Source organism: Labrys sedimenti, assembly GCF_034424805.1.
Lineage (GTDB): Bacteria > Pseudomonadota > Alphaproteobacteria > Rhizobiales > Labraceae > Labrys > Labrys sedimenti.
Map to the genome: position 1 here is coordinate 150,030 of NZ_JAXOUF010000003.1, position 25,614 is coordinate 175,643.

The 25,614-nt window shown below is 65.7% G+C and carries 30 protein-coding genes and 1 riboswitch; of the genes, 2 read left to right on the forward strand and 28 right to left on the reverse strand.

Going from position 1 to position 25,614, the window contains the following annotated elements; all coding sequences use genetic code 11:
* Positions 1-69: 69 nt before the first annotated feature.
* From U1R88_RS12285 to U1R88_RS12390, 22 genes are all read right to left on the reverse strand, one after another.
* A complete protein-coding gene (locus tag U1R88_RS12285) occupies positions 70-504 on the reverse strand; it encodes a CopG family transcriptional regulator (RefSeq protein ID WP_171131287.1) in 435 nt (144 codons plus the stop codon).
* Between the two features lie 9 nt (positions 505-513).
* On the reverse strand, positions 514-2,499 hold the full coding sequence (locus U1R88_RS12290) for a conjugal transfer protein TraG (RefSeq protein WP_171131285.1): 1,986 nt from the start codon (positions 2,497-2,499) through the stop codon (positions 514-516).
* A gap of 25 nt (positions 2,500-2,524) precedes the next feature.
* A complete protein-coding gene (locus U1R88_RS12295) occupies positions 2,525-4,264 on the reverse strand; it encodes a relaxase/mobilization nuclease domain-containing protein (RefSeq protein ID WP_171131283.1) in 1,740 nt (579 codons plus the stop codon).
* 244 nt (positions 4,265-4,508) lie between these two features.
* Positions 4,509-5,258, reverse strand: a complete 750-nt coding sequence (locus U1R88_RS12300; RefSeq protein ID WP_171131281.1) for a lytic transglycosylase domain-containing protein — start codon at positions 5,256-5,258, stop codon at positions 4,509-4,511.
* A 3-nt stretch (positions 5,259-5,261) separates the two neighbouring features.
* On the reverse strand, positions 5,262-5,609 hold the full coding sequence (locus U1R88_RS12305; protein ID WP_171131279.1) for a DUF736 domain-containing protein: 348 nt from the start codon (positions 5,607-5,609) through the stop codon (positions 5,262-5,264).
* A 46-nt stretch (positions 5,610-5,655) separates the two neighbouring features.
* Positions 5,656-6,201, reverse strand: coding sequence for a S26 family signal peptidase (locus tag U1R88_RS12310; RefSeq protein ID WP_099957439.1), 546 nt, complete (start codon positions 6,199-6,201; stop codon positions 5,656-5,658).
* Positions 6,198-6,719, reverse strand: a complete 522-nt coding sequence (locus U1R88_RS12315) for a DUF2840 domain-containing protein (protein WP_171131277.1) — start codon at positions 6,717-6,719, stop codon at positions 6,198-6,200. The genes U1R88_RS12310 and U1R88_RS12315 overlap by 4 nt, the downstream gene beginning before the upstream one ends.
* A complete protein-coding gene (locus U1R88_RS12320; protein WP_171131276.1) occupies positions 6,716-6,970 on the reverse strand; it encodes a hypothetical protein in 255 nt (84 codons plus the stop codon). Before U1R88_RS12320 ends, U1R88_RS12315 begins: the two co-directional genes overlap by 4 nt.
* Positions 6,967-7,605: a ParA family partition ATPase gene (parA, locus tag U1R88_RS12325; protein WP_171131274.1), complete on the reverse strand. Its 639-nt coding sequence runs from the start codon at positions 7,603-7,605 to the stop codon at positions 6,967-6,969. Before parA ends, U1R88_RS12320 begins: the two co-directional genes overlap by 4 nt.
* 208 nt (positions 7,606-7,813) lie before the next feature.
* Positions 7,814-8,704, reverse strand: a complete 891-nt coding sequence (locus U1R88_RS12330) for a replication initiator protein A (protein ID WP_171131272.1) — start codon at positions 8,702-8,704, stop codon at positions 7,814-7,816.
* Between the two features lie 9 nt (positions 8,705-8,713).
* Positions 8,714-8,992 (reverse strand): helix-turn-helix transcriptional regulator, encoded by a 279-nt coding sequence (locus U1R88_RS12335; RefSeq protein WP_322431477.1) that lies wholly within the window; start codon positions 8,990-8,992, stop codon positions 8,714-8,716.
* Positions 8,993-9,172: 180 nt separating this feature from the next.
* Positions 9,173-9,712: a DUF2285 domain-containing protein gene (locus tag U1R88_RS12340; RefSeq protein WP_322431478.1), complete on the reverse strand. Its 540-nt coding sequence runs from the start codon at positions 9,710-9,712 to the stop codon at positions 9,173-9,175.
* Entirely contained in the window at positions 9,603-10,052 is a 450-nt protein-coding gene (locus U1R88_RS12345; protein WP_322431479.1) for a transcriptional regulator domain-containing protein, read from the reverse strand. The genes U1R88_RS12340 and U1R88_RS12345 overlap by 110 nt, the downstream gene beginning before the upstream one ends.
* 8 nt (positions 10,053-10,060) lie before the next feature.
* Positions 10,061-10,327 (reverse strand): DNA -binding domain-containing protein, encoded by a 267-nt coding sequence (locus U1R88_RS12350; protein ID WP_099957446.1) that lies wholly within the window; start codon positions 10,325-10,327, stop codon positions 10,061-10,063.
* Between the two features lie 120 nt (positions 10,328-10,447).
* Positions 10,448-10,690 (reverse strand): helix-turn-helix domain-containing protein, encoded by a 243-nt coding sequence (locus tag U1R88_RS12355; protein ID WP_168073986.1) that lies wholly within the window; start codon positions 10,688-10,690, stop codon positions 10,448-10,450.
* Positions 10,691-10,876: 186 nt separating this feature from the next.
* Entirely contained in the window at positions 10,877-11,203 is a 327-nt protein-coding gene (locus tag U1R88_RS12360; protein ID WP_099957448.1) for a DUF736 domain-containing protein, read from the reverse strand.
* 564 nt (positions 11,204-11,767) lie between these two features.
* Positions 11,768-12,211, reverse strand: coding sequence for a hypothetical protein (locus tag U1R88_RS12365; RefSeq protein WP_168073983.1), 444 nt, complete (start codon positions 12,209-12,211; stop codon positions 11,768-11,770).
* A gap of 141 nt (positions 12,212-12,352) precedes the next feature.
* A complete protein-coding gene (locus U1R88_RS12370) occupies positions 12,353-12,520 on the reverse strand; it encodes a hypothetical protein (RefSeq protein WP_168073981.1) in 168 nt (55 codons plus the stop codon).
* A gap of 222 nt (positions 12,521-12,742) precedes the next feature.
* Entirely contained in the window at positions 12,743-13,081 is a 339-nt protein-coding gene (gene crcB, locus U1R88_RS12375) for a fluoride efflux transporter CrcB (RefSeq protein WP_322431927.1), read from the reverse strand.
* Between the two features lie 109 nt (positions 13,082-13,190).
* Positions 13,191-13,252, reverse strand: a riboswitch (Fluoride riboswitch).
* A 46-nt stretch (positions 13,253-13,298) separates the two neighbouring features.
* A complete protein-coding gene (locus tag U1R88_RS12380) occupies positions 13,299-14,222 on the reverse strand; it encodes a DUF2493 domain-containing protein (protein WP_171131568.1) in 924 nt (307 codons plus the stop codon).
* A gap of 296 nt (positions 14,223-14,518) precedes the next feature.
* Positions 14,519-15,556 (reverse strand): DUF7146 domain-containing protein, encoded by a 1,038-nt coding sequence (locus U1R88_RS12385; protein WP_171131266.1) that lies wholly within the window; start codon positions 15,554-15,556, stop codon positions 14,519-14,521.
* Complete coding sequence (locus tag U1R88_RS12390; RefSeq protein ID WP_322431486.1) at positions 15,556-19,878, reverse strand: strawberry notch-like NTP hydrolase domain-containing protein; 4,323 nt, start codon at positions 19,876-19,878, stop codon at positions 15,556-15,558. The genes U1R88_RS12385 and U1R88_RS12390 overlap by 1 nt, the downstream gene beginning before the upstream one ends.
* A gap of 226 nt (positions 19,879-20,104) precedes the next feature.
* Here U1R88_RS12390 and U1R88_RS12395 point away from each other — a divergent pair, with 226 nt between their 5' ends.
* Positions 20,105-20,464 (forward strand): hypothetical protein, encoded by a 360-nt coding sequence (locus U1R88_RS12395; RefSeq protein ID WP_171131262.1) that lies wholly within the window; start codon positions 20,105-20,107, stop codon positions 20,462-20,464.
* A 19-nt stretch (positions 20,465-20,483) separates the two neighbouring features.
* Here the strand turns inward: U1R88_RS12395 and U1R88_RS12400 are convergent, their stop codons facing one another.
* The 4 genes from U1R88_RS12400 to U1R88_RS12415 form a co-directional block, all read right to left on the reverse strand.
* Positions 20,484-20,702 (reverse strand): DUF6117 family protein, encoded by a 219-nt coding sequence (locus U1R88_RS12400; protein ID WP_322431487.1) that lies wholly within the window; start codon positions 20,700-20,702, stop codon positions 20,484-20,486.
* On the reverse strand, positions 20,699-21,112 hold the full coding sequence (locus U1R88_RS12405) for a hypothetical protein (RefSeq protein WP_322431488.1): 414 nt from the start codon (positions 21,110-21,112) through the stop codon (positions 20,699-20,701). The genes U1R88_RS12400 and U1R88_RS12405 overlap by 4 nt, the downstream gene beginning before the upstream one ends.
* 67 nt (positions 21,113-21,179) lie before the next feature.
* Entirely contained in the window at positions 21,180-21,395 is a 216-nt protein-coding gene (locus U1R88_RS12410; RefSeq protein WP_322431489.1) for a hypothetical protein, read from the reverse strand.
* A 62-nt stretch (positions 21,396-21,457) separates the two neighbouring features.
* Entirely contained in the window at positions 21,458-23,584 is a 2,127-nt protein-coding gene (locus tag U1R88_RS12415) for a ParB/RepB/Spo0J family partition protein (protein ID WP_322431490.1), read from the reverse strand.
* 359 nt (positions 23,585-23,943) lie between these two features.
* On the opposite strand from U1R88_RS12415, the gene U1R88_RS12420 reads away from it, so the two are divergent.
* Entirely contained in the window at positions 23,944-24,126 is a 183-nt protein-coding gene (locus U1R88_RS12420) for a hypothetical protein (RefSeq protein WP_171131252.1), read from the forward strand.
* A 96-nt stretch (positions 24,127-24,222) separates the two neighbouring features.
* Here the strand turns inward: U1R88_RS12420 and U1R88_RS12425 are convergent, their stop codons facing one another.
* Positions 24,223-24,594 (reverse strand): DUF2958 domain-containing protein, encoded by a 372-nt coding sequence (locus U1R88_RS12425; protein ID WP_171131250.1) that lies wholly within the window; start codon positions 24,592-24,594, stop codon positions 24,223-24,225.
* Entirely contained in the window at positions 24,591-25,541 is a 951-nt protein-coding gene (locus U1R88_RS12430; RefSeq protein WP_171131248.1) for an ArdC family protein, read from the reverse strand. Before U1R88_RS12430 ends, U1R88_RS12425 begins: the two co-directional genes overlap by 4 nt.
* Positions 25,542-25,614 lie beyond the last annotated feature (73 nt).

Here is a 25,614-nt window from a genome sequence, read left to right on the forward strand (position 1 = left end):
TCGTACTGTGGCGTACAAAGACAGGAGAACGGCGGAACGCTCGAATACTTGCGGCGCGCGCGTCAATGATTATTCCGCGTCGCGCGCGGGCGGGATGTCTTCCGAAATCTCCTGTCTGAGCTTCGGTCCTGTTGCGAGTCGACGGCCGAGCGCGGTCACGAAGTCATCATAGCGCTCCCCCGCCTTGGCGCGCGCCGCAAGCTGGGCCGGCTCGGGCAAGGGCGGATTGGACGTCAGCCAAAAGCGGATGAATACGGCGAGCGTCTCGACCGATATGCCGAGATCGCGCTCCATGCGCGCCATACGCCGGTCGAGCTGGTCGAGCCGCTTTGTCGTCGCCGCTTCCTGCCGCTCCGCAGCGTCGGGTGATAGGAAAGACGCGATGCCGGCCTCGGCGACCAGCGAAAGGGACACGTCGCGCCGCGCGGCATGGACAGCGAGCGCCTTCATGACGTCCGGATCGAGATAGACGGAAAGACGCTGCTTCTTCGGAGGCTTGCTCATCGGCGCCTCCTAAAGCTCGATGCCGTCGCCCGGATCCAGCGACGCCTGTCGAGCGACCTGGCGCATGGTCTGGGTCATGCGGCTGAGGCGAGCGGCGTCCTCCTCGACTTCATCGCGAGGATCGATCTCGAACTCGTTCTCGATGACCGGCTTACGCTCGACCGTCTTGGTGCGGCTCAGCTCAGGCTGGTGCCGCCGCTCCGAATCCGTGGGATCATCATCTCCTGCATCCTCCGCAGCGACGGGCGTGTTCAGCACCGGGCGTTCGGGCAAAGCCAGCGTGCTCCAATCGTCGGCCCTCGCGGTTGTCGGCTTGGTGAGTGCGGGCGGCGTCAGGATACGTTCCTGAAACCTGCGATCCTCGTAGTAGCGCGCCTTCTTGGCGCGGATCGGTGGAATGCCGGCGACCATGACGATCTCGTCCGACGGCGGGAGCTGCATGATCTCGCCCGGCGTGAGCAGTTGCCGTGCGGTTTCCGAGCGCGACACCATCATGTGGCCGAGCCATGGCGACAGACGATGGCCGGCATAGTTCTTCATCGCCTTCATCTCGGTGGCAGTGCCGAGCGCATCCGAAACGCGTTTGGCGGTTCGCTCGTCATTGGTGGCGAAGCTCACCCGCACATGGCAGTTGTCGAGGATCGAGTTGTTCGGGCCGTAGGCCTTCTCGATCTGGTTCAGCGATTGCGCGATGAGGAAGGCCTTCAGGCCATAGCCTGCCATGAAGGCAAGCGCGCTCTCGAAGAAGTCCAGGCGGCCGAGCGCGGGAAACTCGTCGAGCATCAGCAGCAGACGATGGCGCTGGCCCTTGGCGTGCAGGTCCTCGGTCAACCGGCGCCCGACCTGATTCAGGATGAGACGGATGAGCGGCTTGGTCCGGTTGATGTCGGAAGGCGGCACGACGAGGTAGAGCGTGGTCGGATGCTTGCCGCCGACCATGTCGGCGATGCGCCAATCGCAGCGGCGGGTGACCTCGGCGACGACGGGATCACGATACAGGCCCAGGAACGACATCGCGGTCGACAGCACGCCGGACCGCTCGTTGTCGGATTTGTTGAGCAGCTCGCGGGCCGCGCTGGCGATGACGGGATGCGGGCCGGCCTCGCCGAGATGGGCGGTTTTCATCATCGCCGCGAGCGTCGACTCGATCGGCCGCTTCGGATCGGACAAGAATGCGACGACGCCGGCCAGGGTCTTGTCAGCCTCTGCATAGAGAACGTGAAGGATCGCCCCGACCAGCAAGGCATGGCTGGTTTTTTCCCAGTGGTTGCGCTTCTCAAGCGATCCTTCCGGATCGACCAGGATGTCGGCGATATTCTGCACGTCGCGGACTTCCCATTCGCCGCGCCGCACCTCGAGCAGAGGGTTATATGCGGCCGACTTCACGTTGGTCGGATCGAACAGCAGCACGCGACCGTGGCGGGCGCGATAGCCGGCGGTCAGCGTCCAGTTCTCGCCCTTGATGTCGTGAACGATCGCCGAGCCCGGCCAAGTCAGCAGCGACGGCACGACGAGTCCGACGCCCTTACCGGAGCGGGTCGGCGCGAAGCACAGCACATGCTCCGGACCGTCATGGCGGAGGTAGTCGCGATCATGCTTGCCGAGGACGACGCCATCCGGCCCCAGCAATCCTGCGGCTTTCACCTCGTCAGGGCGGGCCCAACGGGCAGAGCCATAGGTTTCGACATTCTTCGCTTCGCGCGCGCGCCACACCGACATGCCGATCGCGACGGCGATGGAGATGAAGCCGCCTGATGCGGCGATGTAGGCGCCCTCGACGAAGATGGGCGGGGCATAGGCGTCGTAGAAATACCACCACCAGAAGAAGGATGGCGGATAGTAGATCGGCCAGCCCGCCAATTCAAACCAGGGGCCCCCGAGTTGAGGCTGAAAGCCCAGACGATAGGCGGTCCACTGTGTCGCGGCCCAGGTGGTCATCAGCACGATCAGGAACACGGTGAGGATCTGGCCCCAGAGGATTTTCGTCGCCGACATGGCAGGCACTCCGTTCTTGGTTGGGCTACATGCCGAGGCCGCGATTGCGACCGAAGCTCCAGTCGACGCCGCCAGCCCCGCGCGAGATGCCGGATACGTGCTGGCCGATGTGGCGTTCGAGGGATGGCGACCAGGGGACGAGCTGGAAGCCGAGGCCGTCGTCGATCATGGCGAAGCGGCCCGATGCGAGCGCGAAGCGCTGGCGATAGGTGCCCGCGACATACTCGCCCGCTCCAGCCTTCGAGAATGGCCGGCCGGTCTCGGCCGCGAGTTTTTGCCCCAGCGCTTCGACCTCACGTTGGCGCAGCGCTTCGATCAGTCCCGACGAGAAACTGACGCCCCGGCTCTGCCGCTCGGCGAGCCCTTCGCTGATGAGATGGTCAGCCCGCCGGTCCATCGCCTGACGCACCTCGGCGCCGAAGCCGCCGCCGCCAAGCGCGACCGGCTCGCGGGCGATGGCCTGCCGGTCTAGCCAGGTGGCGCCGGTCGCATGAACCTGCCGCTCGATGTCGAGATCGGAGCGGACGGCGAGCGCGACGCGGCGACGGCCCTGCGCGTCGTCGAACTTGCGCAGCTCGACGATCGAACCTGGGGCGCTGTCGCCGGCTGCGTCGAGATCGGGAAGCTTGATGTGATGGGTGCGCCCGTCGGTGCCGTCGACCACGGCGTAGGCTGTCCCCTTCAGCTCGTCGTCGAGGCCGCGATCGACCAGCCGACCGATGAGGGGATCGTCAACGCTCTCGCCGGCGAGCACATAGCTGGCCGCCCCGCGTTCGATACCGCGCTCGCTCAGGCCGCGATGAATGCGCTTGATAATGTCGCCGCGCTCGCCCAGCTCGCGCAGCGTCGCCTCGGCATTATCCGAGACGACCCATTGGCCGGGGCCGATCTGATCTGCAAGGCCGAGCGTCTCCAGCTTCCGCAAGCGGCCAACCTTCATCGCATGGAATTCGTCCGGCTGGCGGTCGGGATGCGGGGCGAGGTCGACGACGCCGGTGCGATAGGCATCACGCGAAAGCTGGCGGTCTAGGTTGGTCCAGCGCTCTGCGCCGACCTGCCGCTCAAGGTTGCGGCGGATCTCGTGGTCGGTGCGCGGCCCCAGCTCCTGGGTGACGAGATCCTGCGCGCGGGCGCGCATGCCTTCCTTGATGTAGTCGCGGGAGATGACGAGGTCCTGGCCGTCGTCGGTCCGACCCCGCAGGATGATGTGGACGTGGGGATTGTCGGTGTTCCAATGATCGACGCCCACCCAGTCGAGTTTCGTGCCGAGATCCTTTTCCATCTGCCCCATCAGGTCGCGGGCGTAGGCCTTGAGGTCGGACATCTCCGTGGCGTCCTCGGGCGAGACGATGAAGCGGAAATGATGACGATCGTCATGGGTCCGCTCGGCGAAGGCCTTCGGGTCGGCGTCCTCGGTCTCGGAACCGAACAGGCGAGCCTTCTCTCCATCCCGGGTCACGCCCTCGCGCTTGAGATAGCTGAGGTGCGCGCTGAGCGGCGCGATCCGAGCGCCATGACGGACGACTCGCGTCTTGATCACCGTGTTGCGCGATCGGCTGGTGAGCAGCCGGTTGGCCTGGACGGTCGCGCGCTGACCGCGCCCGAACCGCGAGCGGTTGCTCGAGCTGATCTTGCCGGAGCGGGAGACGCTGCCGCCGGCCCGCTGCGCGGCCGCCAAGGCCTGCGCGATGAAGGGCCGCGCCTGCTGAGCCCGGGTGGAGCGGATGCGACCAGGCCGGATGCGGAAATCGTCCTCGCCGCTCATGGCCGAGGCCCCGCACATCGCGCGAAGGCGCCGAAATTCTTGCGGAAATCGGGAAAGCGCAGGCTGTGCCGATCAGGCGCACCTCGCGCGGACGCGGAATAAGTCACTGAAAACACACGACCGCACCAAGCCGCACCTCGCGCGCTTTTATCTCGCCATCGTGCGGTTGTGCTGACTGCTCCTCCTGCGCGGACCGCCTTCCGTCCGCGAGACCACGCTATGGTGCGATGCGGCACGAACGCGATCATCGGGGGCCTCCATAGGCATTGCGCGCCACGAAAAGCCCATCGGATTGGGATGCGATCGCGCCCGGATCGGTCGTTGCGGCGTCGCCGGGCGCGCTTCCGCGACGCACTGGCGTTGCAGTCGCGCTGCTGGCAGACTGCACGACGAAGAGCGGCGCCCGCGTCCATGCGAGCGGATCGGCTGCAGCCACCCTGACGGGCCCGGCGAGTTCGCCGCCGCCGACAACGGGGGCGAGCGCGGCGACATAGGCGCGCGTTTCGGCAGGTAATAGTCGGCCGGCGAGATACTCCTCGTAACGACCGGGACCGGCGTTATAGGCCGCCAGGAAGCCGGGCGAACCGTAGCGATCGTGCATCTCGCGCAAATACGCCGCTCCGGCCAGGATGTTGTCGCGCGGGTCGTAGGGATTGCCGCCGAGCCGATGCCGGACGCGGAGTTCGGCCCAAGTGGCGGGCATTATCTGCATCAAACCCATCGCGCCGGCCGACGATATCGCGCGCAGATCGCCCGCGCTTTCGACGCGCATCACTGCACGAATCCACGTTTCGGGAACGCCGAACCGCTGTGCGGCCTCGGTGATGTAGGTGGCGTACGGCTCGCTTTGCGACGACCGCTCTGCCGGCGTTTTTTGCGCGCTGGCGGGGCCGGTTACCGGCATCGCTAATAACAGGCCGGAAAGGAGGAGGAAGGTTGTACGTCGGAGGGCGATCCTCCCCCCGACGACAGGTTGAATGCGGGCAGCGGACATCGCTCAGTCCCGCTCGCCGCGCTTTGGCGGGCGGTTCCAGTGCAGGCCCCAGGCGGATTTGTCGTCGGCCGACTGAAACAGGTTGGCGCGGATCGGATGTTCAAAGGTCGGATCGTCGAGTTGCAGCGATACGTACTCGCCAGCTTTCTCGCCGGTGCGCTTCCAGCCGGCGCCGATCTCCGCGCCGGTCTCGTTGCTGTTGGTGTCGAGCACATGGACGCGGAAGTCTGGCGCGTTCTCCGCATCGGACGGTTCGGCCGCGACGATGATGACGTCTTGGTGTAGAGACAGCGTCGTCAGGTGGCCGATGAAGCCGTCATTTTCGCGTATGAATTGACCGATCACGGGCATTGGTCGTCTCCTTCAGATTGCGGTGGACAGGGTCATGGGCGCGCCGTCACCGCGTCGGCGCGCGCCAGACGAAGCGGCCATCGCCGTCCTCGTCGGTGTAGAGAGGGGTGGCCCGGCCGATCACGGCGGAGGCCGGAAGCGGGCCGAAATAGCGACCGTCGAGGCTGTCGCGGACTTGCCAGTTCATCAGGAACAGTTCGCCGGCCGCGACCGAGCGGCAGCCCTGCCACACCGGGAGCGGGCGACCGCGACGATCGCGATCGAGCGCGTCGCCCATCGGCACGCCGTCGACGGTGATGGCGAGCCCGGTCCGGCAAACGCGCTGACCCGGGACCGCGGCGACGCGCTTTAAAAGCGGCACGCCGCGCGGCAGGTAGCCGCCATCGGACAGGAAGGTTGCGAGCGGCTCGGGCGCGTCTACGGCCACCAGATCGGTCACGTCGACCGCGCCCACATCGCCGATCGTGTAGAAGCCGACCGGCGTGCTGGCGGACGCGTTCCAGATCAGGCGCGGCGCGAACGAAGCGATCGAAGCTACGCCGATAAGCGAGACGGCCGCCGTCGTGATGACGGCGTAGGAGAGCCGGGTCATGCGCCGATCCTCCGACGCAGGAGAAAGGCGCGATGCTGGCGCGGACCATAGGCGCGCGGTGTTTCGCCGACGGTCATTCGGTTGTGGACGTGGCGCCAGTGGTCCGGCGAGACCTCGATCGGGTCGATGCCGCGCGCTTCGATGGCGTCGATGAGCTGGAGCATGCGCTCAACCTTCGGCCAGCCATCGACGTGCAGCAGGACCTCTGCGCCAGGCGTCACCGTCGGGACCGTCTGACACGGCGCGTCGCACTCGACTGTGCGCAGGATGTCGAGGCGCGAGACGACGGTGCCGTGTTCGTTCGCCGCCCAGCGCACCAGCGCGAGGACGTTGCCGGGAGGGAAGAAGAGGATGCGGCGGCGGCGGTCGAGGATCTGCTCGCGCTGCTCGCGACCGAAGCGAATCCAGTGTTCGGTCTGCTTCTCGACCCAGACGAGTTCGACTTGGGTGAACGCTTCGGGCGGCGGCTCGGCGGCAGCACGGCCGACGCGCATTGGCGCGGCGACGAGGCCGGTCATTGTCCTTCTCCTGACGGGGGTGGGAATTCACGCTCGAACAGCGCGCGCAGCATGTCGGCGACGGTCTGGCCGCGCTGGAAGGCGGCGATTTTGATGCGGCCCCGCATGTCCGCGGTGACGTCGATCGTCAGCCGCGCCGAGAAATCCTCGCTGGGGTGAGCCCGAAGGGAATGACGGCCGGGCGCCTTGATCCAATCTTCGGGATCGGCAGGACGTGCCGCAAAGCTGCGCTTGGAGGACCGCTCGCTCATGCACCGACCCTCGCGACTTCCGCCGCGAGCGCGGTGATCTCGCGCGCGCCAGGGCAATCCTCGTCCTGCTCGGCGGCGAGCCGACCGGTTTGCACGACGTCGGCAAACACGATGCGCTGGCCGATCGTGGTCGAGAGCAAAGGCGGGTGTTGATCCGCCAGCGTCTCGGCGGTCTCGCGGGCCAGGATCGTGCGAGCGGCGCAGCGGTTCAGCACGAAGCGCGCGGCGAGCTGCGGGCGATAGACGCGCGCCTCGCCGAGCAGCGCCAGCATTTCGGCCGACGCCCAGCCATCTAGCGGCGACGGCTGCACCGGGATCAGCACGAGATCGGCAGCAAGCAGCGCCGAGCGCATCAGGCCGGCGACGCGCGGCGGTCCGTCGATCACGACGTGGTCGACATCGCGCGCCAGCTCCGGGGCTTCTCGGTGGAGCGTATCGCGGGCCAGACCCACGACACCGAACAGCCGCTCCAGGCCTTCCCGGGCGCGCTGCTGCGACCAGTCGAGCGCTGAGCCTTGTGGATCGGCGTCGACCAGTGTGACACGCTGCCCACGTCGAGCCCATTCACCGGCCAGATGCAGGGCGAGCGTCGTCTTGCCGACGCCGCCCTTCTGGTTGAGCAGCGCCACGATCATGACGGTCTCCCGGCGATCGGGAACTCGTCCACAGCGGCCGAAAAACGCGGTCGCGTTAGAAAGATTCCGTAGGAATCTAGGTTAGATAAGTTACGGGGCTCGCAAGCTGCTGATTCAGCGCGAGGAATCGACGATTTCGGTCCCCGATAGCACGAGAGTCCGGTCCCCGATGGCACGATAGTGCCGGTCCCTGATAGCACGAGGCGATTCACAGCTTATCCCCAGGGTAAGATTTGGCGCGGCGACGGCGGCGCGGGATGCCAAGGGAATCCGGATCGGTCGGCACGAAGGAGAGGATTTCCGGACCGCCGAGGCACTGCTCGATCGTCAGCCGGTAACCGGGCAGCGGCTGGCGCTTGACGATGTCCCGCAGGTCGTAGGCAAAATGCTTGAGCGGCGAGAGGCTGCCCGACTTGGCGTGCAGATGGGGGAAGTCGAAGCTCCAGCCGAACTCCTGCTTGCCACCATGTTTGCGCACCAGGCGGTACAGCCAGCGTTCGAGGCCGCCGGTCAGGCCGAAGTAATTGCGGTCGATCGTCAGCACGAGTGCGTCGTCGAGCACCGCGCCATAGAACCAATCGGGCACGATCAGTTCGATACCGAGCGGGCGGCCGCGATGATCGGCGCGCTCCTTCCATTCGTTGATCCAAGAGAAGCGATGCATTCGCCGCTCGGTCGGCTGGCGAATCGAGGTCGCGACGGTGGTCGACTGGAGCCGGTCGAGCGCTGCCTTGAGGCGGTCGTAGTCGCGCAGCGACACGCCGCGGCCGATGAAGTTGAGAATCTCGTAAGGGGTGGTCGCCATCAGACGCGACGGGCGGAGCCCAACGTCGCGCGCCTCGACGATCTGTGACGCGGCCCAGATCAGGACGTCGGCGTCCCATATGGTCGCCATGCCATGCTCGGCGACGGCTTCGACGCGAATCTTCACCGCGCCGGCCTTGAAGTCGATCGGCGCCAAGCGCTTCGACTTGGCGAGCGAAAAGAACGGATAGGCCATGAGATCCTGCGCGTCGCGGGGCGCGAGATCGCCGGGCAGCGCCCGGAACAGATCGAGTTGCGCGCGCTCGCCGCTGTGATGCTGATGACTGGGCGACATGCGACCGTCTCAGCGCAGTGTGCGGCCTACGACGAGCGACGCGGCCTTCTGGGGCTTGGCGGGTGAAACGTTTCCGCTCGGATCGGAGGTCGAGGTGACGAGACCACGATCTGCCCAGGCTTGAAGGTCGTTTATGGAATAAACGACGCGGCCGCCCAGCTTGCGATAGGTTGGACCAGTGCCATACGTACGATGCTTTTCAAGGGTGCGCTCCGATAGGTTCAAGAAGCGCGCTGCTTCCTCGGTGCGCAGGTATCGTGGCGGTAGATTGGCGGCTTCCTCGCCCATGATCGAACCTCCGTGCTCTCGCGGCGGCCGCTACGGATGAGCGGCGGCCTGCGGGTACGGTGGCGAAAGAAGGCCGGGCAGTTGTCGTGGAGATTTGGGGGGAGCCTAATTCCCACACCGTGATCGGATCGTCGTCCGAGGCCGGCGGTCTGCGGCGCATCGCATGGCGGGCTGAGCCGGTTAGCCGCGGCGGTGGCGATGCCGAAGGAGTTTACGGTAACCACCCTCGATCATGCGTCTAGCTTCGCGTAGCAGAGACATGGTTGCATGTCGGCGCGACGAGGCTTGCCATTCGTCGCGACTGACATCGCCGATATCGAAGATCACCTGCGCAATTGACTGCTGCGTGGCGCCGTAGCGGAAACCGTCGAATGCTTGGAGCATTCTGCGAGCTCTGGCACGTTGCTGGGCTGTCAACCGCGTGTCTGGTGGCACGGCGCGGTGATGAAGCGTCGCGAGAAGGCGTTCAACCGACTCCAGACGGTCGAAGCCGCTGATGTCGAGCGGGATGACCGCGACCAACGGGGTGATCGTCGCCGACTCGCCGATCTGGATAAGCTGCAGCGATGGGACGTCAGCGTCATGCAGTCTGAAATCTGCGCCGATTGAATCAGATGCAAGCGGCGGCGGTAAGATCGCCGCTGTTGTCGTCGTCGCGAGAAGGTCTGGCGCCGTGTCGAGAATAACAGTGCTGGTATCGTCCGTAGGCGACCAAAGCACGGGAGCGGCCGGCGGCGGATCCAGCGGATCGACAGGGAAATCGCAACCCCCAACGGAGTCGGAAGTCTTCTAGATCTTGTTCGGGAGAGATGTCGCGATGCAGGAGCGCCGTGAAGTCACGGTCGTAGGCGTCATTGCGCCGAAGCCACTCCCAAGCAAGGTCAGACGCGCTCAGTCTATCGACGTGATCATAATTTGCCGAGGCTCGCCACTGAGAGGGATCCGGCGTCACAGCTTTGCTCCTCATCGTCTTCCGATCGAGTTCGGACTGACAATGATTACCGTGAGTTGCGTTGCGCGGAAGTCCAGGTTGAAGCAACAGGTGTTGCTCCCGAGGCATCGCGGGCGCTAACGGGCAAGGCTCTCTCTCGCGACTTCGCGGTAGCCGTGCTCGGACATCCAGCGCGCCCGTGCGAGGTGTGTCGCATGAACGCGACGGCAACGCTCCGGATCAGCGTCAGGATCGAGGCCGAACAACGTGCGTGTGGCTTCTCTCCAGTCGGCTCCGTCGCGCCATGAATCGATCAGGCGCAGGTACAAGGCCATATGCGCCCGGTCGTACGGCGTGAGAGCCGATCCCGTTGGTGCTTCATCCTTGAAGTCGTGCGTCGTCACCGCATCCCCCTGATGTCCGAAATATCCACTGTGGAGGGATTTGTTAACGATGATCTGACGCCGTTACGAATGCAAGCCGTGTCGCCGGACAATCGCGTCACGGCGGCGATATGCCGATAATCAGCGACGAACCTTATGATCGACAAGCATGACCCCTACGCCTTGGTCGGAGCTCAAGAAGACGATCCCATCTCGTTCCAAGGCTCGTCTCACCTCGTCGCGCGTGCTTTCGTAGATCCCGAGATTGCTCTCGGATTCCAATCGCTTGAGTGCGGTGAGGGATACACGGGCCTTGTCCGCGAGCGTCTCCTGTGTCCAACCCAGCAAAGCGCGTGCGGCCCGCGATTGTCGGGCGGTGATCATGCATGATCACCTCCCACTTGGACCTACGCGCACGCCAGAACTACGGCTATAATAGTCGCCTCTTAATGATACTTCCATCCGAATCGTGCTCTCGCGCCTGCCCGCGAGGCACTTTCACGGTGACTGATTCGGTCGCCTTTGGACGCCGAAGGCCCCGGCCTTTCGGCCGGGGCCTTGCGCCGGGCGTCAGTCGCCCCGGCGCCCGTTGGGGCGGGACCAGATCAGCGAGAAGGTGTCGCTGTCCTCGTCGTCGAAGAGGTTGGCGTAGATCGGGGCGTTGAAGCTCGGATCGTCGAGCTTGAGGCCCAGATAGTCGCGGCCCTCGTTGGAGCGCTTGGACCAGGCGGCGCCGATTTCGGCGCGGCCGACCAAGACCCGGTGGCTGGGGGCGTTCTCGCCGGTTGCGCGCTGGTCGGGAACGATGCGCACGTTCTTGGCCTGGACGCTGAGGGTGACGATTTCGCCGGTGAACTCGTTCGAGCCGGTCTTCTTGAAAGTGCCGATGGTCGCCATTGTAAGTCTCCGTTTTCCGTTTCCGAGCCCGCACCATTGCGGCCTCGATGGCGATCGGTTGGCCGGAGGCGATCGACGGCGCACCCCGCAGGGGCCTGACAGCTAAGGAGGGCTTTCTTGTCTCGCGAGGAATGGCGGCGCAGCCGGCAGGGGAAGAAAGTTTGACGCGGCTGTTGCGTCATAGGCGATCGGGGCTTTAGCCGGCCTTCGGCCAGATCAGGCCATTGAAGAGGCCGTTTGGAGCGGTCGAGACACGGTCACATGACGGAAGAGATGGCGGCCGTCCTGCATCGACAAACCGGCGCGTCGGCATGTCACCGGCTTCGTCCATCTCACGACAGGGGCCAGCACTGCTCTATCCTGACCTTCAGCCGCCGTTCGCAGGGGAGTGCCTCACCGGGTATTCTCTCGGCCGCTAAGACACGGGTCGCACGCAGGCAGCGCTTCAATGAGGGCCGTTTCTTCAGGACAGCGCCGATCCGCGCTTCATCGACCTATCGTCGCAAGAGGAGATGACGAAGAGGCCCCCCCGTAGCTCTGGCCCCTTGACGGGAATATGGGAGATCAGGCCCGTGCAAGGCCTCGGCCGGAAGGACCCGGGGCCGCCGCCATTCCCGCAACTCGTACAAGCGCGGTGATGCCGACAGCGACAGCGCCGATGACCGAGAACGTGATCTGCCATGCCTCAGATGGCATGAGGTGTTTCACGATGCCGTGGGTGGCGTGGAAGCCGGCAACAGCGGCAGGGGCGACGAAGACGATCGCTACGGTAAGCTTCAGCCACATCGGTTTGACGAAGGTGATCAGGAGCTGACCAGCGGCGAAGGTCGCGGCCGCGGCGACGAGGCCGACGGCGATCCCGCCGAGAACGCCTGCGCCGCTGCCGTGCGCCCACATTCCCACGGTTGCACCTACGAAGGTCGGCAGGGCGAAAATAGCCAGCGTGAATAGCAGCCAGCAGAGCACGCCGATTGCTGCGAGCGATCCGAGTATTCCGAGGATGATCATGACGGTGGCCTCCGTTCGAATAGGTTCAACGGTTTCGCCTGCCACCACCACCACGGCGCGATCGCACAATAGCGAAAGATAAAGGACGCCGGGAGCGGAAATCGCGAGCGACTTCCGCCTGGGGCAGCCAATTTTGCGGGGTCAGGGGGCAAACGGATCAATTTCATGGACAATCTCCGAAGCGCTGCCGTCGTATTCGCTGGCGGGCGTAACCGAAAGAGTGCCGTCACCGGCCTGGAAGATGACGATGGCTGCCATGAGCGTGGTGGCGAGGCTGAAGGCGAAGGCTTGGGCTTCGTTCGGGGACATCGGATCGGCTCCTGTCTTCGAGCGGAGGACCCTCCCCCGCTGACAGGCGCCCGAAGTGTCGGACTGGTCGCTGCAATCACCGCGCAGGCGCAGCCGGAGCGGCGGCATGCGCGCATAGCCGACCCTTTACGGGTTGATGGCGCCAAGCGACCCGTCCGGCCAAGGATTAGCGCATAGAAGCGGGGTGGTCCGCTCCGATCAGAGCGAGGTCGTGGTCGATGTTCACGCGAATGCGTTCCGAAGAATTGCTATCGCGAGAAACAGAGCGCCAATGGAAAGCACTACCGATCCTGAGACATAGGCGCACGCCGCAAGGTGCTGTCCGCGTTCGATCAGAAGTGCTACCTCAAGCGAGAACGCCGAGAAGGTGGTGAACCCGCCGATGATGCCTGTCGTGAGAAACAGGCGCGCATGCTGGGATAGCCCGCTGCGGAGCGCGAAATACTCGACGACGATCCCCATCAGGAACGAGCCGAGGACGTTGATGGTCAGCGTTCCGAACGGAAAACTGCTTGAGCCGAGCGTGCGAAGGGCCGTGACGTTGATCGCGTGCCGGGCCATGCCGCCGAGTCCCGCGCCGATGAAACAATCAGATAGTTCATGGTTGCCCTGTGCATGCGGCAACCAACAAGTCGAAGGCGAACACCTACCATCGACAGGCGGGTTGCCTGTGTTGGTAGGAGTCATCAGCCGGAACGGCGGTTATCGGGGAACTCCATCCCCGTCACCGTGCATGATATCGAAAGAGATCGGCTCTTGGTAGAGGTCGGGGCGGCGCTTACGCGCCGCCGAACCTCCAGACCGGGATGCCGAGCTTCTTGGCCTTGTCGGCGAGGTTGTCGTTGATGCCGGTGCCCGGGAAGTGGATCACGCCTTTCGGCACGATCTGCAGCATCTCGTCGTTGCGTTTGAACGGTGCGGCCCGGCCATGTTTCGTCCAGTCGGGTGCAAAGCCGATCTGTGGAACGTTGCGGGTCTTTGCCCAGAGGGAGGCGATCTTCTCGGCCCCTTTGGGGGATTTGCCGTGGATCAGCACCATGTCGGGATGCTTCGCGTGAACCTGATCGAGCTTGGCCGAGATGAGCTGGTGATCGTTGAAGTCCAGCCCGCCGGTGACGGCGATCTTCGGACCGGGAGGGAGGAGCACTTGCTGATCGGCGCGCTTCTTCGCCATCAGGAAGTCGCGGCTGTCGATCATCGCCGAGGTCAGATTGCGATGGTTGACCTTCGATCCGCTGCGCGGGAGCCATGACTTGCCGACGTGGCGTTCGTAATGTTCGGCAGCCTGGTCGCGCATCAGCTCGAAGGCGTTCTGGCGCTCGATCAGCGTCATGCCTTCGGTGATCAGGCGCTCAAGTTCGACCGACTTCACTTCGCTGCCGTCCTGTTCCCGCTGCGCCCGCTTCTGGGCCTGCTCGTTGTCGTCCAGTTCCCGACCGATCCGGTCGGTGGCGCGGTGAAATACGTTGGTGGTCGACCAGAGGAGATCGTCGAGGTCGGGTTCGAGGCGTGTGTCCTCCAAGGTGCTAATCAGGGCGTCGAAGATGTCGGCGACGGCGCCCGCGACTTGGTTGCCGTCGGGCAGAAGCCGTTGATCGGGCTCGTCGGCGAAGGGTCGGTAGCCGTGGAGCTGGAGTTCGTTGAGGACATGGTCGGTGGGTGAGGCTTCGTGGTGGGGTTCGTAATCGTCGTGATCACGCATGGGATGCTCCGTCGGTTGGACCGCGACCGTCGCGGCCTTCATGGCGACGAAGCCCACGGGCCGGACGGCCGGGCACCCGGAGCGCAAGCGCAGGGCTTGATGGCTAAGGCCGGCTATTTTGCCTCGCGATGGAAAGCGGCCTTCAGGCCGCGCCGGAAAATAGTCGGCCGCCGCCATTGCCCGGTTGGCCGGCTTGTGGGCCGATCGCCCTCTCGAAGGCCGAGGCGCGGTCCCCTCCGATGGATTGCCGCATCCGCTGAGCACGACGGCTAACCGCAGGCCCGTTCTCCTGCCGGCTATGCCGCCAATGCCATGAAGCGGACGACGTCCTGCGGCGCGACCTGCAAACGGGCTTCCATGCGCAGTGCGTTCAGGCCGAGCGTACGCAGATCCTCGTTGAAGTCTCCCAGCTCCGGCGAGATGACGATCGCTTCGATTCCGGCTGCGTGCGCTCGTTCGATCAGGGTGTCGCGCGCGCCGTCACCGGCCGGATCGTTGTCGCGGACGATGTAGAGCCGCCGCAGCGTGTCGGGGAACAGGATGGCGGCGAGGTGTGCCGCCGAGAGCGCTGCCAACATCGGCATGTCGGGTATAACTTGCCGGAGCGACAGGACGGTCTCGATGCCTTCGCCAGCCGCCATCACCTCGCCAGCGATGCCGAAGCGCACAGCGTTGCCGAGAAGATCGCCCATCGCCCGCCTCGGCGTGTCGATCGGCGCCTTGTCGCAGCGGCGGGGATCGAGCCAGGTGCGATGCGCCCCGGTGATCTTGTCGTCGAGGTCGGTGACGGACGCGATCATCGCCGGCCAGGTCTCGGTCGCTGCATGCTCGTCAGGGCGGTAATAGCAACGCGGGTGGAAATGCAGGCTTCCGGTTCCGCGTAAATCCGTAATGGCGCGTTCACGTAAATACGCTTGTACGAGCGTGCCGTAGATTGGCTGTGACATGTGAACGAGCCGGCGCGCCGCCTCGGGCGAACCATGCGGCGCCGGACTATGCCGCTGGTGTTCACGTTCTTTCGGCTCCGGGGGCGGCAAGCTGAGGAAGGTCCGCGCTTCGTCGACAACGTCCTTGAAATCGATCAGGCCGCAGCTTGCGCGGATGACGTCGAGAAGATCGCCATGCTCGCCGGTGGCTGCGTCAGTCCATTTTCCGGCGAGACCCTTGGGCGAGTCCTTGAGCCGGACATACATTGAGCGGCCGGGCGTGTTGCGCACATCGCCCACCAGCCAATAGCCGCCCTCGCGCCGGCCACTGCCGAGATAGTGGCGGCACACCGCCTCGGCTTGCCGGCCGAGACGATGCGAAAGATCGGAAGCATCCTGACGTGCCATCACGCAGCCTCCCGCTCGGAGATGCGCGCCACGGGGAAGGTGTCGAGCAGCTTGGCGAGGACGCCCGGGCCGGTGGCGTCCGCAGGCACGAAGAAGCGGAGCTTCCACGAGATGATCTCACTGAACAGGCCGTAGGCGCGCAGGCGATCCCGCATGGCCTCGGTGAAACCGGTCAGTTCTAGCCGATAGGCGCTCATGACGCGCGCGCGGCGAAGCTGAAGGCCATCGGCAAGATCGAGAATCGTCGTGCCGTCCATCAGCGCGGCGAAGGCCTGCTCCGTAGTCAGTGACGCGGCGCCCGTCGTCACAGCGTTCGCCGCCCAGGCGGGCGAGACGCGGCGACCGATGATGCGCTCGCCGGCATCGGTCTGGAGCCGGTAGACGCGTGTCGATTCGTTCGGCAGGCGCTTCCAGATCGGCAGCAACAGGCCGGCGACGATGTGGATCGTGCTGTCGGCAAATTCCGGCAGGTCGTTCACCTCCGCCCACCACGCTGCGGCGAAGACGGCGCGATCGGCTTCCTCCCAATGGCTCTCGTCCATCATGCGCAGCGGTGCGTAATGCTGCTCCATTGGGCGGAGCAGGCACACGCGTCGTTCGATTTCGCCATCGTCGAGCATCATTGACGGTGCGGGGATCTGCACGGCGGCGCGTCCCGAACGGCCGTTGACGAGGAGCCGCGCCCGGGGATCTGAAAGGTGATCGAGCGCGTCCGCCAGGCTCGTCGGCCGATTGCGCTCGCGCCGGGTGATGGTGAGCAGCCGCGTTTCCGCCCCGGTGCCCGGATGGGTATGGATCACCTCGCTGCCGGTGATGACGAAGCTCTCGGCCTGCAGCGTCTCGAGCCCGACGTCGTAGACGCCGCTGCGGATGGCGCCTTCGATCTTCGCCGTCAGGAGCTGCTCGAACGCGGTGAAGAGCACGCCCTGCAGATCGATGGTGAGCGCCAGCAGCCGATTGAGAAAGGTGGTGATGGGAGGCAGCTCGTCCTTGATGCCGTTGTCGTCCGTCAGCTTGAGCCCGGTGGCGGATTCGAAGCGGTGGAGCGAGCAGCCGTCGACCTTTCCCCGAACCAGCAGCAGATAGAGCTGGCGGAGCGCATTACGCGCGTAGGAGCTTTCGAGATTGTCCTCGGGCCGGAACAGGCCCTGTCCCCCGGTCTGGCGCTGGCCGCGCGTGATGGCGCCCAGCGTGTCGAGCCGGCGCGCGATCGTCGAGAGGAAGCGCTTCTCGGCCTTCACGTCGCTGGCGATCGGTCGGAAGAGCGGTGGCTGCGCCTGATTGGTCCGATTGGTGCGGCCAAGACCCTGGATCGCCGCGTCGGCCTTCCAGCCCGGTTCCAAGAGATAATGGATGCGCAGGCGCTGGTTTCGGGCGGCGAGATCGGCGTGATAGCTGCGACCCGTGCCGCCGGCATCCGAGAAGATGAGAACGCGCTTCTGGTCGTCCATGAAGGCGGCCGCCTCGGCGAGATTGGCCGATCCGGCCCGGTTCTCGACCGCGAGGCGCTCGCCCTTGCGCACCACGCGCCGCGAGCGTCCCGTCACTTCGGCGACGACGTCCGTCCCGAAGCGCTGGACGATCTGGTCGAGCGCCCCCGGGACCGGGGGCAGCGATGCGAGCCGCTCGATCAGCTCGTCGCGGCGGGCGACGGCCTCGCGGCTCTCGACGGGCTGGCCATCCCGATAGACCGGACGCGACGACAGATTTCCCTCGCTGTCGGAGAAGGGCTCGTAGAGCTGCACCGGGAAGGAGTGGGCGAGATAGTCGAGGACGTATTCGCGCGGCGTGATGTCGACCCGCACGTCGTTCCATTCGTCGGTCGGGATCTCGGCGAGGCGCCGCTCCATCAGCGCTTCGCCGGTCGAGACGATCTGGATGACGGCGGAGTGGCCGTCGGCCAAATCCTGCTCGATCGAGCGCACCAGCGTCGGCGTCTTCATGCTGGTCAGAAGATGGCCGAAGAAGCGCTGCTTGGCGCTCTCGAAGGCCGAGCGCGCGGCCGACTTCGCCTGCCGATTCAGCGTGCCGCCGTCGCCGGTGATATTGGCGGCTTGCATCGCCGCGTCCAGATGGTTGTGGATGATGGCGAACGCCCCGGCATAGGCGTCGTAGATGCGCGTCTGCTCGGGCGTGAGCTGATGTTCGACCAGCTCGTATTCGACGCCGTCATAGGAGAGCGAGCGGGCCGTGTAGAGGCCAAGCGCCCGCAGATCGCGCGCGAGCACTTCCATCGCCGCGACGCCGCCATTGTCCACTGCCTCGATGAATTCGGCGCGATTGGCGAAGGGGAAATCCTCGCCGTCCCACAGGCCGAGCCGCTGGGCATAGGCGAGATTGTGGACGGTGGTCGCACCCGTCGCCGAGACGTAGACGATCCGGGCGTTCGGAAGCGCGTGCTGGAGCCGCAGCCCCGCACGTCCTTGCTGCGATGGGGCGACGTCGCCCCGTTCACCCTTGCCGCCGCCGGCGTTCTGCATCGCGTGGCTCTCGTCGAAAATGATCACTCCGTCGAAGTCGGAGCCCAACCATTCGACGATCTGCTTGACGCGCGAAAGCCTTTCGCCGCGGTCGTCGGACCGTAGCGTGGCATAGGTGGTAAATAGGACGCCTTCGCCAAGCCGGATGGAGGTCCCCTGCGGGAAACGCGAGAGCGGCGTGACCAGCAGGCGCTCCATGCCGAGGGCTGACCAGTCGCGCTGAGCGTCTTCGAGCAACTTGTCGGACTTCGAAATCCAGACCGCTTTGCGGCGGCCCTGAAGCCAGTTGTCGAGGATGATGCCGGCCGACTGGCGGCCCTTGCCGGCGCCGGTCCCGTCGCCGAGCATGAAGCCCCGGCGGAAGCGGATGGCATTCGGCGCGTTATCCGGCGCGGCGCTAACAAGATCGCCGGTCTCATCCACGGCCCAGGCACCGGCGAGGAATTCGCCATGGGCTTCGCCGGCATAGATGACCGTCTCGAGCTGGGCGTCGGACAACACGCCGTCGGTGACGATCGCGGTCGGAAGCGTCGGGCGATAGCTTGGCTTCGGTGGCGCGACAGACGCCATTGCGGCCGATTGCACCAAATTGGTGGGATGGGGCTGAGCGTCCGGGATGCGGATCGACTGCAGCGCATAGGATTCGTAGATCGAGTCCGACAGGCGGCCACCCTCGGGTGGCGTCCACGCCACGGTCTCATAGTCGAGCGGCGCACCCTCGATCTGCGTAGTGCGTCGGGCGGGCGCGCCCGACGCGGCCCGGGCGAGATAGCCGCGCACGGTGCGCGGCGCGGACTCGGGCGCTTCTTTCGGCAGTGTGACTGCGAGCCGTGGCGGGACATGCCGCTCGATCCAGGCGAGCAGGGTCGCCACATCAGGCGCGATACCGGCGGTTTCGGGAAAGCGGGCCGGAATTTCGGCGGGTGCCTTATCGATGACGGTCAGGCGCGTCTCGATGGTCGTGCCGTGCTTGGCATAGACCGAGCCCGCTATCGCTGCGGTGAACACGACGCGACCGCGTTCCTGAAGGCGGACGAAGCTGTCCCGCCAGGCTGGAAGCTCGGGCGAGAAATTGGCGCCGGTGATCGCGACCATCCGGCCGCCCGGCGCGAGCCGCGCCAGCGCCGACGTCATATGGCGGTAGGCGGCGTCGGCTACGCGCCCCGAGACGTTCGCCATGACCGAAAACGGCGGGTTCATGATGACAACACTGGGGATGGCGCTGCGATCGAGATGATCGTCGATCTGGGCTGCGTCGAAACGCGTGACGGTCGTTGCTGGAAAGAGAGATGCGAGCAAATCGGCGCGGGTCTCGGCCAGCTCGTTGAGGATGAGATTAGCACCGGCAATCTCAGCGAGGACCGCGAGCAGGCCCGTGCCGGCCGAGGGCTCCAGCACCCGGTCGGCGGGTGTGAGCGAAGCGGCGGTCAACGCCGCCAAACCGAGGGGCGTCGGCGTCGAGAATTGCTGAAAGGCCTGGGTTTCCTCGGACCGGCGCGTGTGGGTCGGCAACAGGCCGGCGATCTTGGCCAGCGCGGCGAGCCGTGCAGTCGGAGACGCAGCTTTGCGGAAAAGCGGCTTTCCGTATTTGCGCAGGAACAGAACGGTCGCCGCCTCGCAAGCCTCGTAGGCCGTCTTCCAATCCCAGGCGCCGCCGGTGTCGGACGCACCAAAGGCCTGTTCCATGACGGAGCGCAGGATGGCGGCGTCGATGGGCCGGCCCTGTTCGAGATGCGGAAGGAGATATTCGGCGGCGGCGAGAATGGCGGCGGCCGGCGGCGCGTGGGACGCGAGCGGGAGCGAGGCCGCCGAAGCGGGTTCCTGGATCGGAGCGTGAAGCATGGAAGATACCTCGAAAGAGCGAAAGACGGGCGAGCCGGCCCGGCGCTCTCTCTCGACCGGACGGGCTCAACCCGTCCCGGCCGACCTCTCACTCTGGTGCGGTCGACGCGCGTCGTCATCGATCCGGCTTCCGGCGGACGCGATGGGACGCTAGTCTCAGTTGGGAGAATTGGCCGCGGCGCGCCCTTCGACAGGCTCGCCGCGCCTGGCGAGGAAGGTAGGCGGCATGAAGGGAAGCGTGATCGGCATCATTGCGGCCGGATGCCTGGCAGTCGGATTCGGCGCAGGCTTCGTTCTCCGGCCGGTGATTTCGCCAGTCTCGGCATCGCCGGCCATCGCTGCCGGCGTGGCGCAGCCGAGCGAGGAAGAAGCCACGGCCGCGGTAAGGCGCCATCGCTTGTTCACCGGCACATCGCTGGAGCGGGCGACGCTGAAGCTCGGCGACTGCTCGCCTGGCGGTGTCGGACCCGGCGTGACCTGTATGACGCAGCTTGTCATGGACCCGGCGAAGACCGGTGCGGCTCCGCAGAACCGTCCGATCGGCTTCGCCCGGGTCAACGGCCAGTGGGAGGTCGCGGTCTGGTAGGGCGGCGATCGCGCTCAGGTCAGGCTTCCGGCGGACGATAAAGCTCGAAGGGGTTGCCGTCGGCCAGGTGACCGAAGGGCGTAAGCATATAGTCATCACCCTCGCGCCCCACGGCGCAGATGACGTAGCGCGTCTCGCCGGTCGCGACCTCGGTGCATTCCATGAGCGCCAGGTCACCGCTGGTCGCGGCGTTTAGCAACGTTTCGAAGTTGGTGCGGGCATGAGCGGGGATGCTCATCGGGCATCCCCGTCGGCAAGGCGGTCCGCGAGCCAACGTCCGGTGCTCAGCCACTCGACCGTCGCGCCAGTTGAAAGTTCAAGGACATGGGCGCCCCCGTAGAACCCGTCGACGACAGGGTTGGAGGCGATGGTGGCCCATTGAAACCCCCAGCGCCCGGTCAGCCCAAAGGCTTTGGCGTAGCGCGTCACGAAGGTGATCGCGAGTTGCTGGTCGGCGCTGCCCGGGTCGCGCAGCCAGAGCCGGGCCGGCCCATACTCGGGCGTCAGCGAGAGCACAAACGGCTCGGCCGGCGGGTCCTCGCGGGCGTTCTCGGCCATCAACGCGGTGTAGATGTCGAAGGCGCGCACAGCGTTCGCGGGGGTGCCGACGTCGAGGAGGCAAGAAAAGCGGGTGAGAAAGTCGGTCATGGCGGGCTCCAGAAACGAAAAAGCCCGGCGCTTGGCCGGGCTCGGGAGGGTTCGGATTGTGGTCGGGCTAGTAGCCGAACTGCCAGGACGGCCAAGATTGGCCGTCGTCGGCGGCTCGCACGGCATCGTCGAGATAGGCGGGGTCGCCCTCGACGACGATGGGATCGCGGACCGGCGTCTCGTCGATGACGGCGACGCGAGCAACGAGCCCGTCCTCGACCTCGACATGCACGGGCACGAGATATCGGAAGACGACGCGTCGGGGCGCCGGTGGGGATTGCAACTTGGCGCAGCTCCTTGGTTGGAAGGATAGGCGGAGCGACCGGAGCCGCTCCGCTCTAGCGATCACTCGGCCGCGACGAGGTGGCGTTCGTCGTCTTCGCCGGCGGGCTCCTCGTCATCGCCCGCGAGGAAGTCGGGCAGCGCAGCACCCTCATCCTCGCCGCCGGTCTGGATCTCCGGCGCGGACGCATCGGCCTCGGCGACCAGGCGGAGCGGCTCCGGGAGCCATCCGGTGTCGACCAGCAGGCGCTCGGCCTCCTTGGCCATGTCGCCCTTCTTCAGATGGTCGATGAGCTGCGCGGCCTGCTCGCCGGCGCCCTCACGAACCGCCTGGAGGATGCGGGGCTTGGTGACCCGGTTGAGATAGTTGCCGAAGGTCGGACGCCAGCCGGCCTCGACGAGATCGAGTCCGGTCGCCTTGGTCAGGCGGTCGGCTTGGGTGAGCCGCATGTCGAGAGTGTGCTGGGACACGCCACCGGCGCTGTGCGGGTTCGGCCGCTCATAGAGCGCGTTGATGCCGAAGCTGACGCAATGCGCCAGGAGCGCCATCCGGCTGGCATCGTCCAGGCCCGCGAGCCAGTCCCACAGCGCGTCGTCGTCCTTCGGGATGTCGCCCGCCCATGCGGTATGGCGATCCTGCACGGCGCGCGCGGACGGGCTGTCCTTCAGCCCATCGTCCTGGGCGGGGAAGAAGATGTGCTTCACCCCGGCTTCCATGGCGCCCGTATACATGCGGGTCATGAAGCTGTCCGAGACGAGCTTGTGCAGCAGCGCGGTCATGGCGACGTGGGGGTTCTCCGCGACGGCGTTCCGCAGCGCGAGTGTGCGATAGGCCGTTAGCTCGATCACGAGACGCTCCGGTAGCGGCTTGATGAGGTCGTCCTCCTCGTCCTCCTCGGGTTCGGCTGGCTGGCCGCCGATGGTGATGATCGCGCGCTGAACCGCGGGTTCGCCCGGATCGCCGCCAGCATCCACGCCGGCCTCGCCCTCGGGCTTGATCGGCGCTTCGTCCTCGGCCCGCACGTAACCGCGATCGATGTCGAGGCTGCCGTCATGCGCGATGCTGATGAACACGCCCGCGCGCGCGATGTCGTCCGGCTCGAAACGCACCGGCCGGGTCTCGAACGCGGCGAGAGCCGTCTCGATCTCGCCGAGGCGCTGGTCGACCTCGTCCGGCAGCTCGTCGGCGCCCTCATATTCGCCCTCAAGCTTCTGATATTCGGCGTTGAGCGCGTCGATGGTGGCCTGTTCCTCGGCCGAGATGTCGAGCGGTTCGCCTTGCAACTCGCGCAGGCCCCGCGCGGCGTCATAGGGGAAGCTGACCGCCACTTCGATCCACTTCCAGCCTTCGGCGGCGATCGTCCCTGCCGTCGCCTTCAGCTTCTCGGCGACCAGCCGGTCGAGCAGCGCGGGGTCATGCAGCCAACCGCCATCGTCGGACTGGAAGAGATCGCGCATGATGACGCCGCCAGCCGCCTCGTAGGCGTCGAGCCCGACAAACACGGCTCGCTTGTCCGAAGCGCGCACCGTTGTCTCGGTGAGCATGCGCCTGATCTGGTACGGCTCTTTCGACCAGGAGTCCTTGATCGCCTCCCAGACCTGCTCCTGGCGAACATGGTCGTTCGAGACGGTGAAGGCCATGAGCTGCTCCAGCGTCATGCCATCGTCGGCATAGATGTCCAGCAGCGTCGGTGAGACCGCTGCAAGGCGCAGCCGCTGCTTCACCACCTGAACGCTGACGCGGTGGGCGGCAGCGATATCTTCTTCGGGCGTGCCCTTGAGGCGCATATCCTGAAAGGCGCGGAACTCGTCGAGAGGATGCAGCGCGGCGCGCTCGGCATTTTCTGCGTAGGACACCTCTTCGGCGAGGATCGGATCGTCGACCGGACGGACCACGCAAGGCACGAGGGCGGTCTTGGCGAGGCGCTTCTGCTTTACCAGCAGGTCGAGCGCCCTGAAGCGGCGGCCGCCGGCGGGCACCTCGAACATCCCGGTCTCGTTGCCGTCGCCATCGACCACGGGCCGGACGTTAAGGCCCTGGATAAGCCCGCGCCGGATGATCGAGGCCGCCAGGTCCTCGATTGAGACGCCGGCCTTCACGCGCCGAACATTCGACTGGCTCAGGACCAGTTTGTTGAAAGGGATGTCGCGCGAAGACGACAGGACGATCTTTTGAGCTGCACTAGCCATCGGGATTTACTCCGCGACGGGCGGCCGAGAGCCTCTCTCTCGACCTCCAACCCGTCACGAAATCCCGGCCCTCCTCTAACTCTCTCATCTTCCACTGTCGGCCAGCGGCCGATCGGACGACTTCACGCTCGTCTTGACACCATCGCTTTCGGAGAATGTCGAGCCCGACTATAATAGTCGTCGTAGAGACTGTTCGACGTCACTTCCCTTCGTCGGGCGGGATGCCGACGCTGGAGTTGATCGGAGACCGATAATGAGCACGACGGGCTGTTGAGGACGCGCTAAGGGGATTGCGCCGTTGGTTTGCGAATCTAGTGCAACGAGGCGCTAACCTGAGGCTATCGCGGGTGGAGCGCGCCATGATCGGCGCAAATGGCAAGGCGCTGACGATGTTGGTCACGGCGCTGCAGGCTCGCGGACATCTCAAGGTCGAAGAGTTCGCCGACACGCTGGCTGTGTTCAGCGTAGTGGTTGGGGAGGATAATGACCTTGAAGGGATGCTGCTCGCCGCGTGGGCGGGGATGATGAAGGAGAGTCTTTAGCGTAGAGAATGGGCAACCGGCCACGCGAAGAGACGCCGCGCGTTTGCGCGGCGTCTCTCGATAGGACGTGGAATGTGGTCGGCGGCAGAGGCCGCATTAGCCATCCCTGCGACTGGCGCGATGGGCTGCGTAGAGCACGCGCTCGGCGGCCCGGATGCTTCCGGTCCTTCGCGCCGCCTCGGCCCAGGCGGAGATCGGGAAAAGGCCCTCGAACAGGATGTCGCGCTCGATGCCAAGGCCGAGCGGTAGGCTCACCTCGGCCATTTCCGACAGGCTGAACGATCCCAACTCAGGTTCGCCGAGATCGGCTAGACCGAACAGTGTGTCGCCGTCGGCATCGAGTTCGGTCGCCAGCCATACCCCCTCGCCCAAGGGGTTGAAGAACTTCACCACGGGGATGGGATCAGCGTCGCGATCGCGGCCGTTGGCGAGGAGCTGCTCGCGCAGCTCGGTGGTGAGAAGGATCATGCCGCCCTCCTGTCGATCGAAGGGCCGGCTTGGTCGTCGCCCGGCAGGAAGCCGAGCAGCCAGTCCGCTGCCTTGCTCGCCTGCGATGCGGCGCGGACGATGGCGCGATTGTCTTCGCGCAACACCTCCAGCCACGAGCCGATATAATCGGCATGTCTGACGGTGGGTACGATGCCGATGGAGGCGCAACAGAAGGCGGCGTTCATCTCGGCTATCAACTCTTCGAACGCGTACTTCTTGGTGCCAAAGCCGCCTGACAGGTCGCGGCCCAGCCGCGAGGCGTGGCCGCTGGCGTGACCCATCTCGTGCAGCGCCGTGCGGTGCCAGTTGATCGGGTCGTAGTAAGCTTGCGGCGGCGGAACCTGCACATAGTCGAGCGCTGGGGCGTAGAAGGCGCGGTTGCCGCCGATGCGGAAATCGATGCCGGTGGCCTGGATCAGCGCCTCGACCCGGGGTTCGATCAGGCCCGGCGGCGGGGGAGGAGTGACGATTGCGACATCCTCAGGCAGGTTCTCGCACTGCGCGCTGTTGAAGACCGTGAAGCGCTTCAGGAACGGGATCGCCTGGGCGTCTTCGCCCGTGTCTCGCGCGCGTCGTTTCTCGTCGTCAGGTATGAAGCGGTCGGCGTATACCACGGTCGTGCCGCGCTCGCCCTTGCGGACGTTGCCGCCGAGCGCGAGCGCTTGGCGGAAGGTGAGCCAGCTCTGCCCGGGAAAGCTATGTTCGATGACGGCGCCCCACAGGATCAGCACGTTGATGCCGGAATAGTGCCGGCCTGTAGAGCCGTTCCGCGGCATGGCGAGCGGCGCCTTCGCCGCCGCCGTCCCCCATGGCTGGACCCACGGGACGCGGCCGACCTCCAGCTCGGAGATGATCTTGCCGGTGATTTCGTCATAAAGGCTCGTCCGATCCTGGCCGGCGCGAGCGGATGTGGTTTTTCTGGACATCGCGGATCTCCGCGACGGGCGCCGGGAGCCTTTCTCCCAGTCCTCAACCCGTCACGGCAAAGCCGGTCCGCAC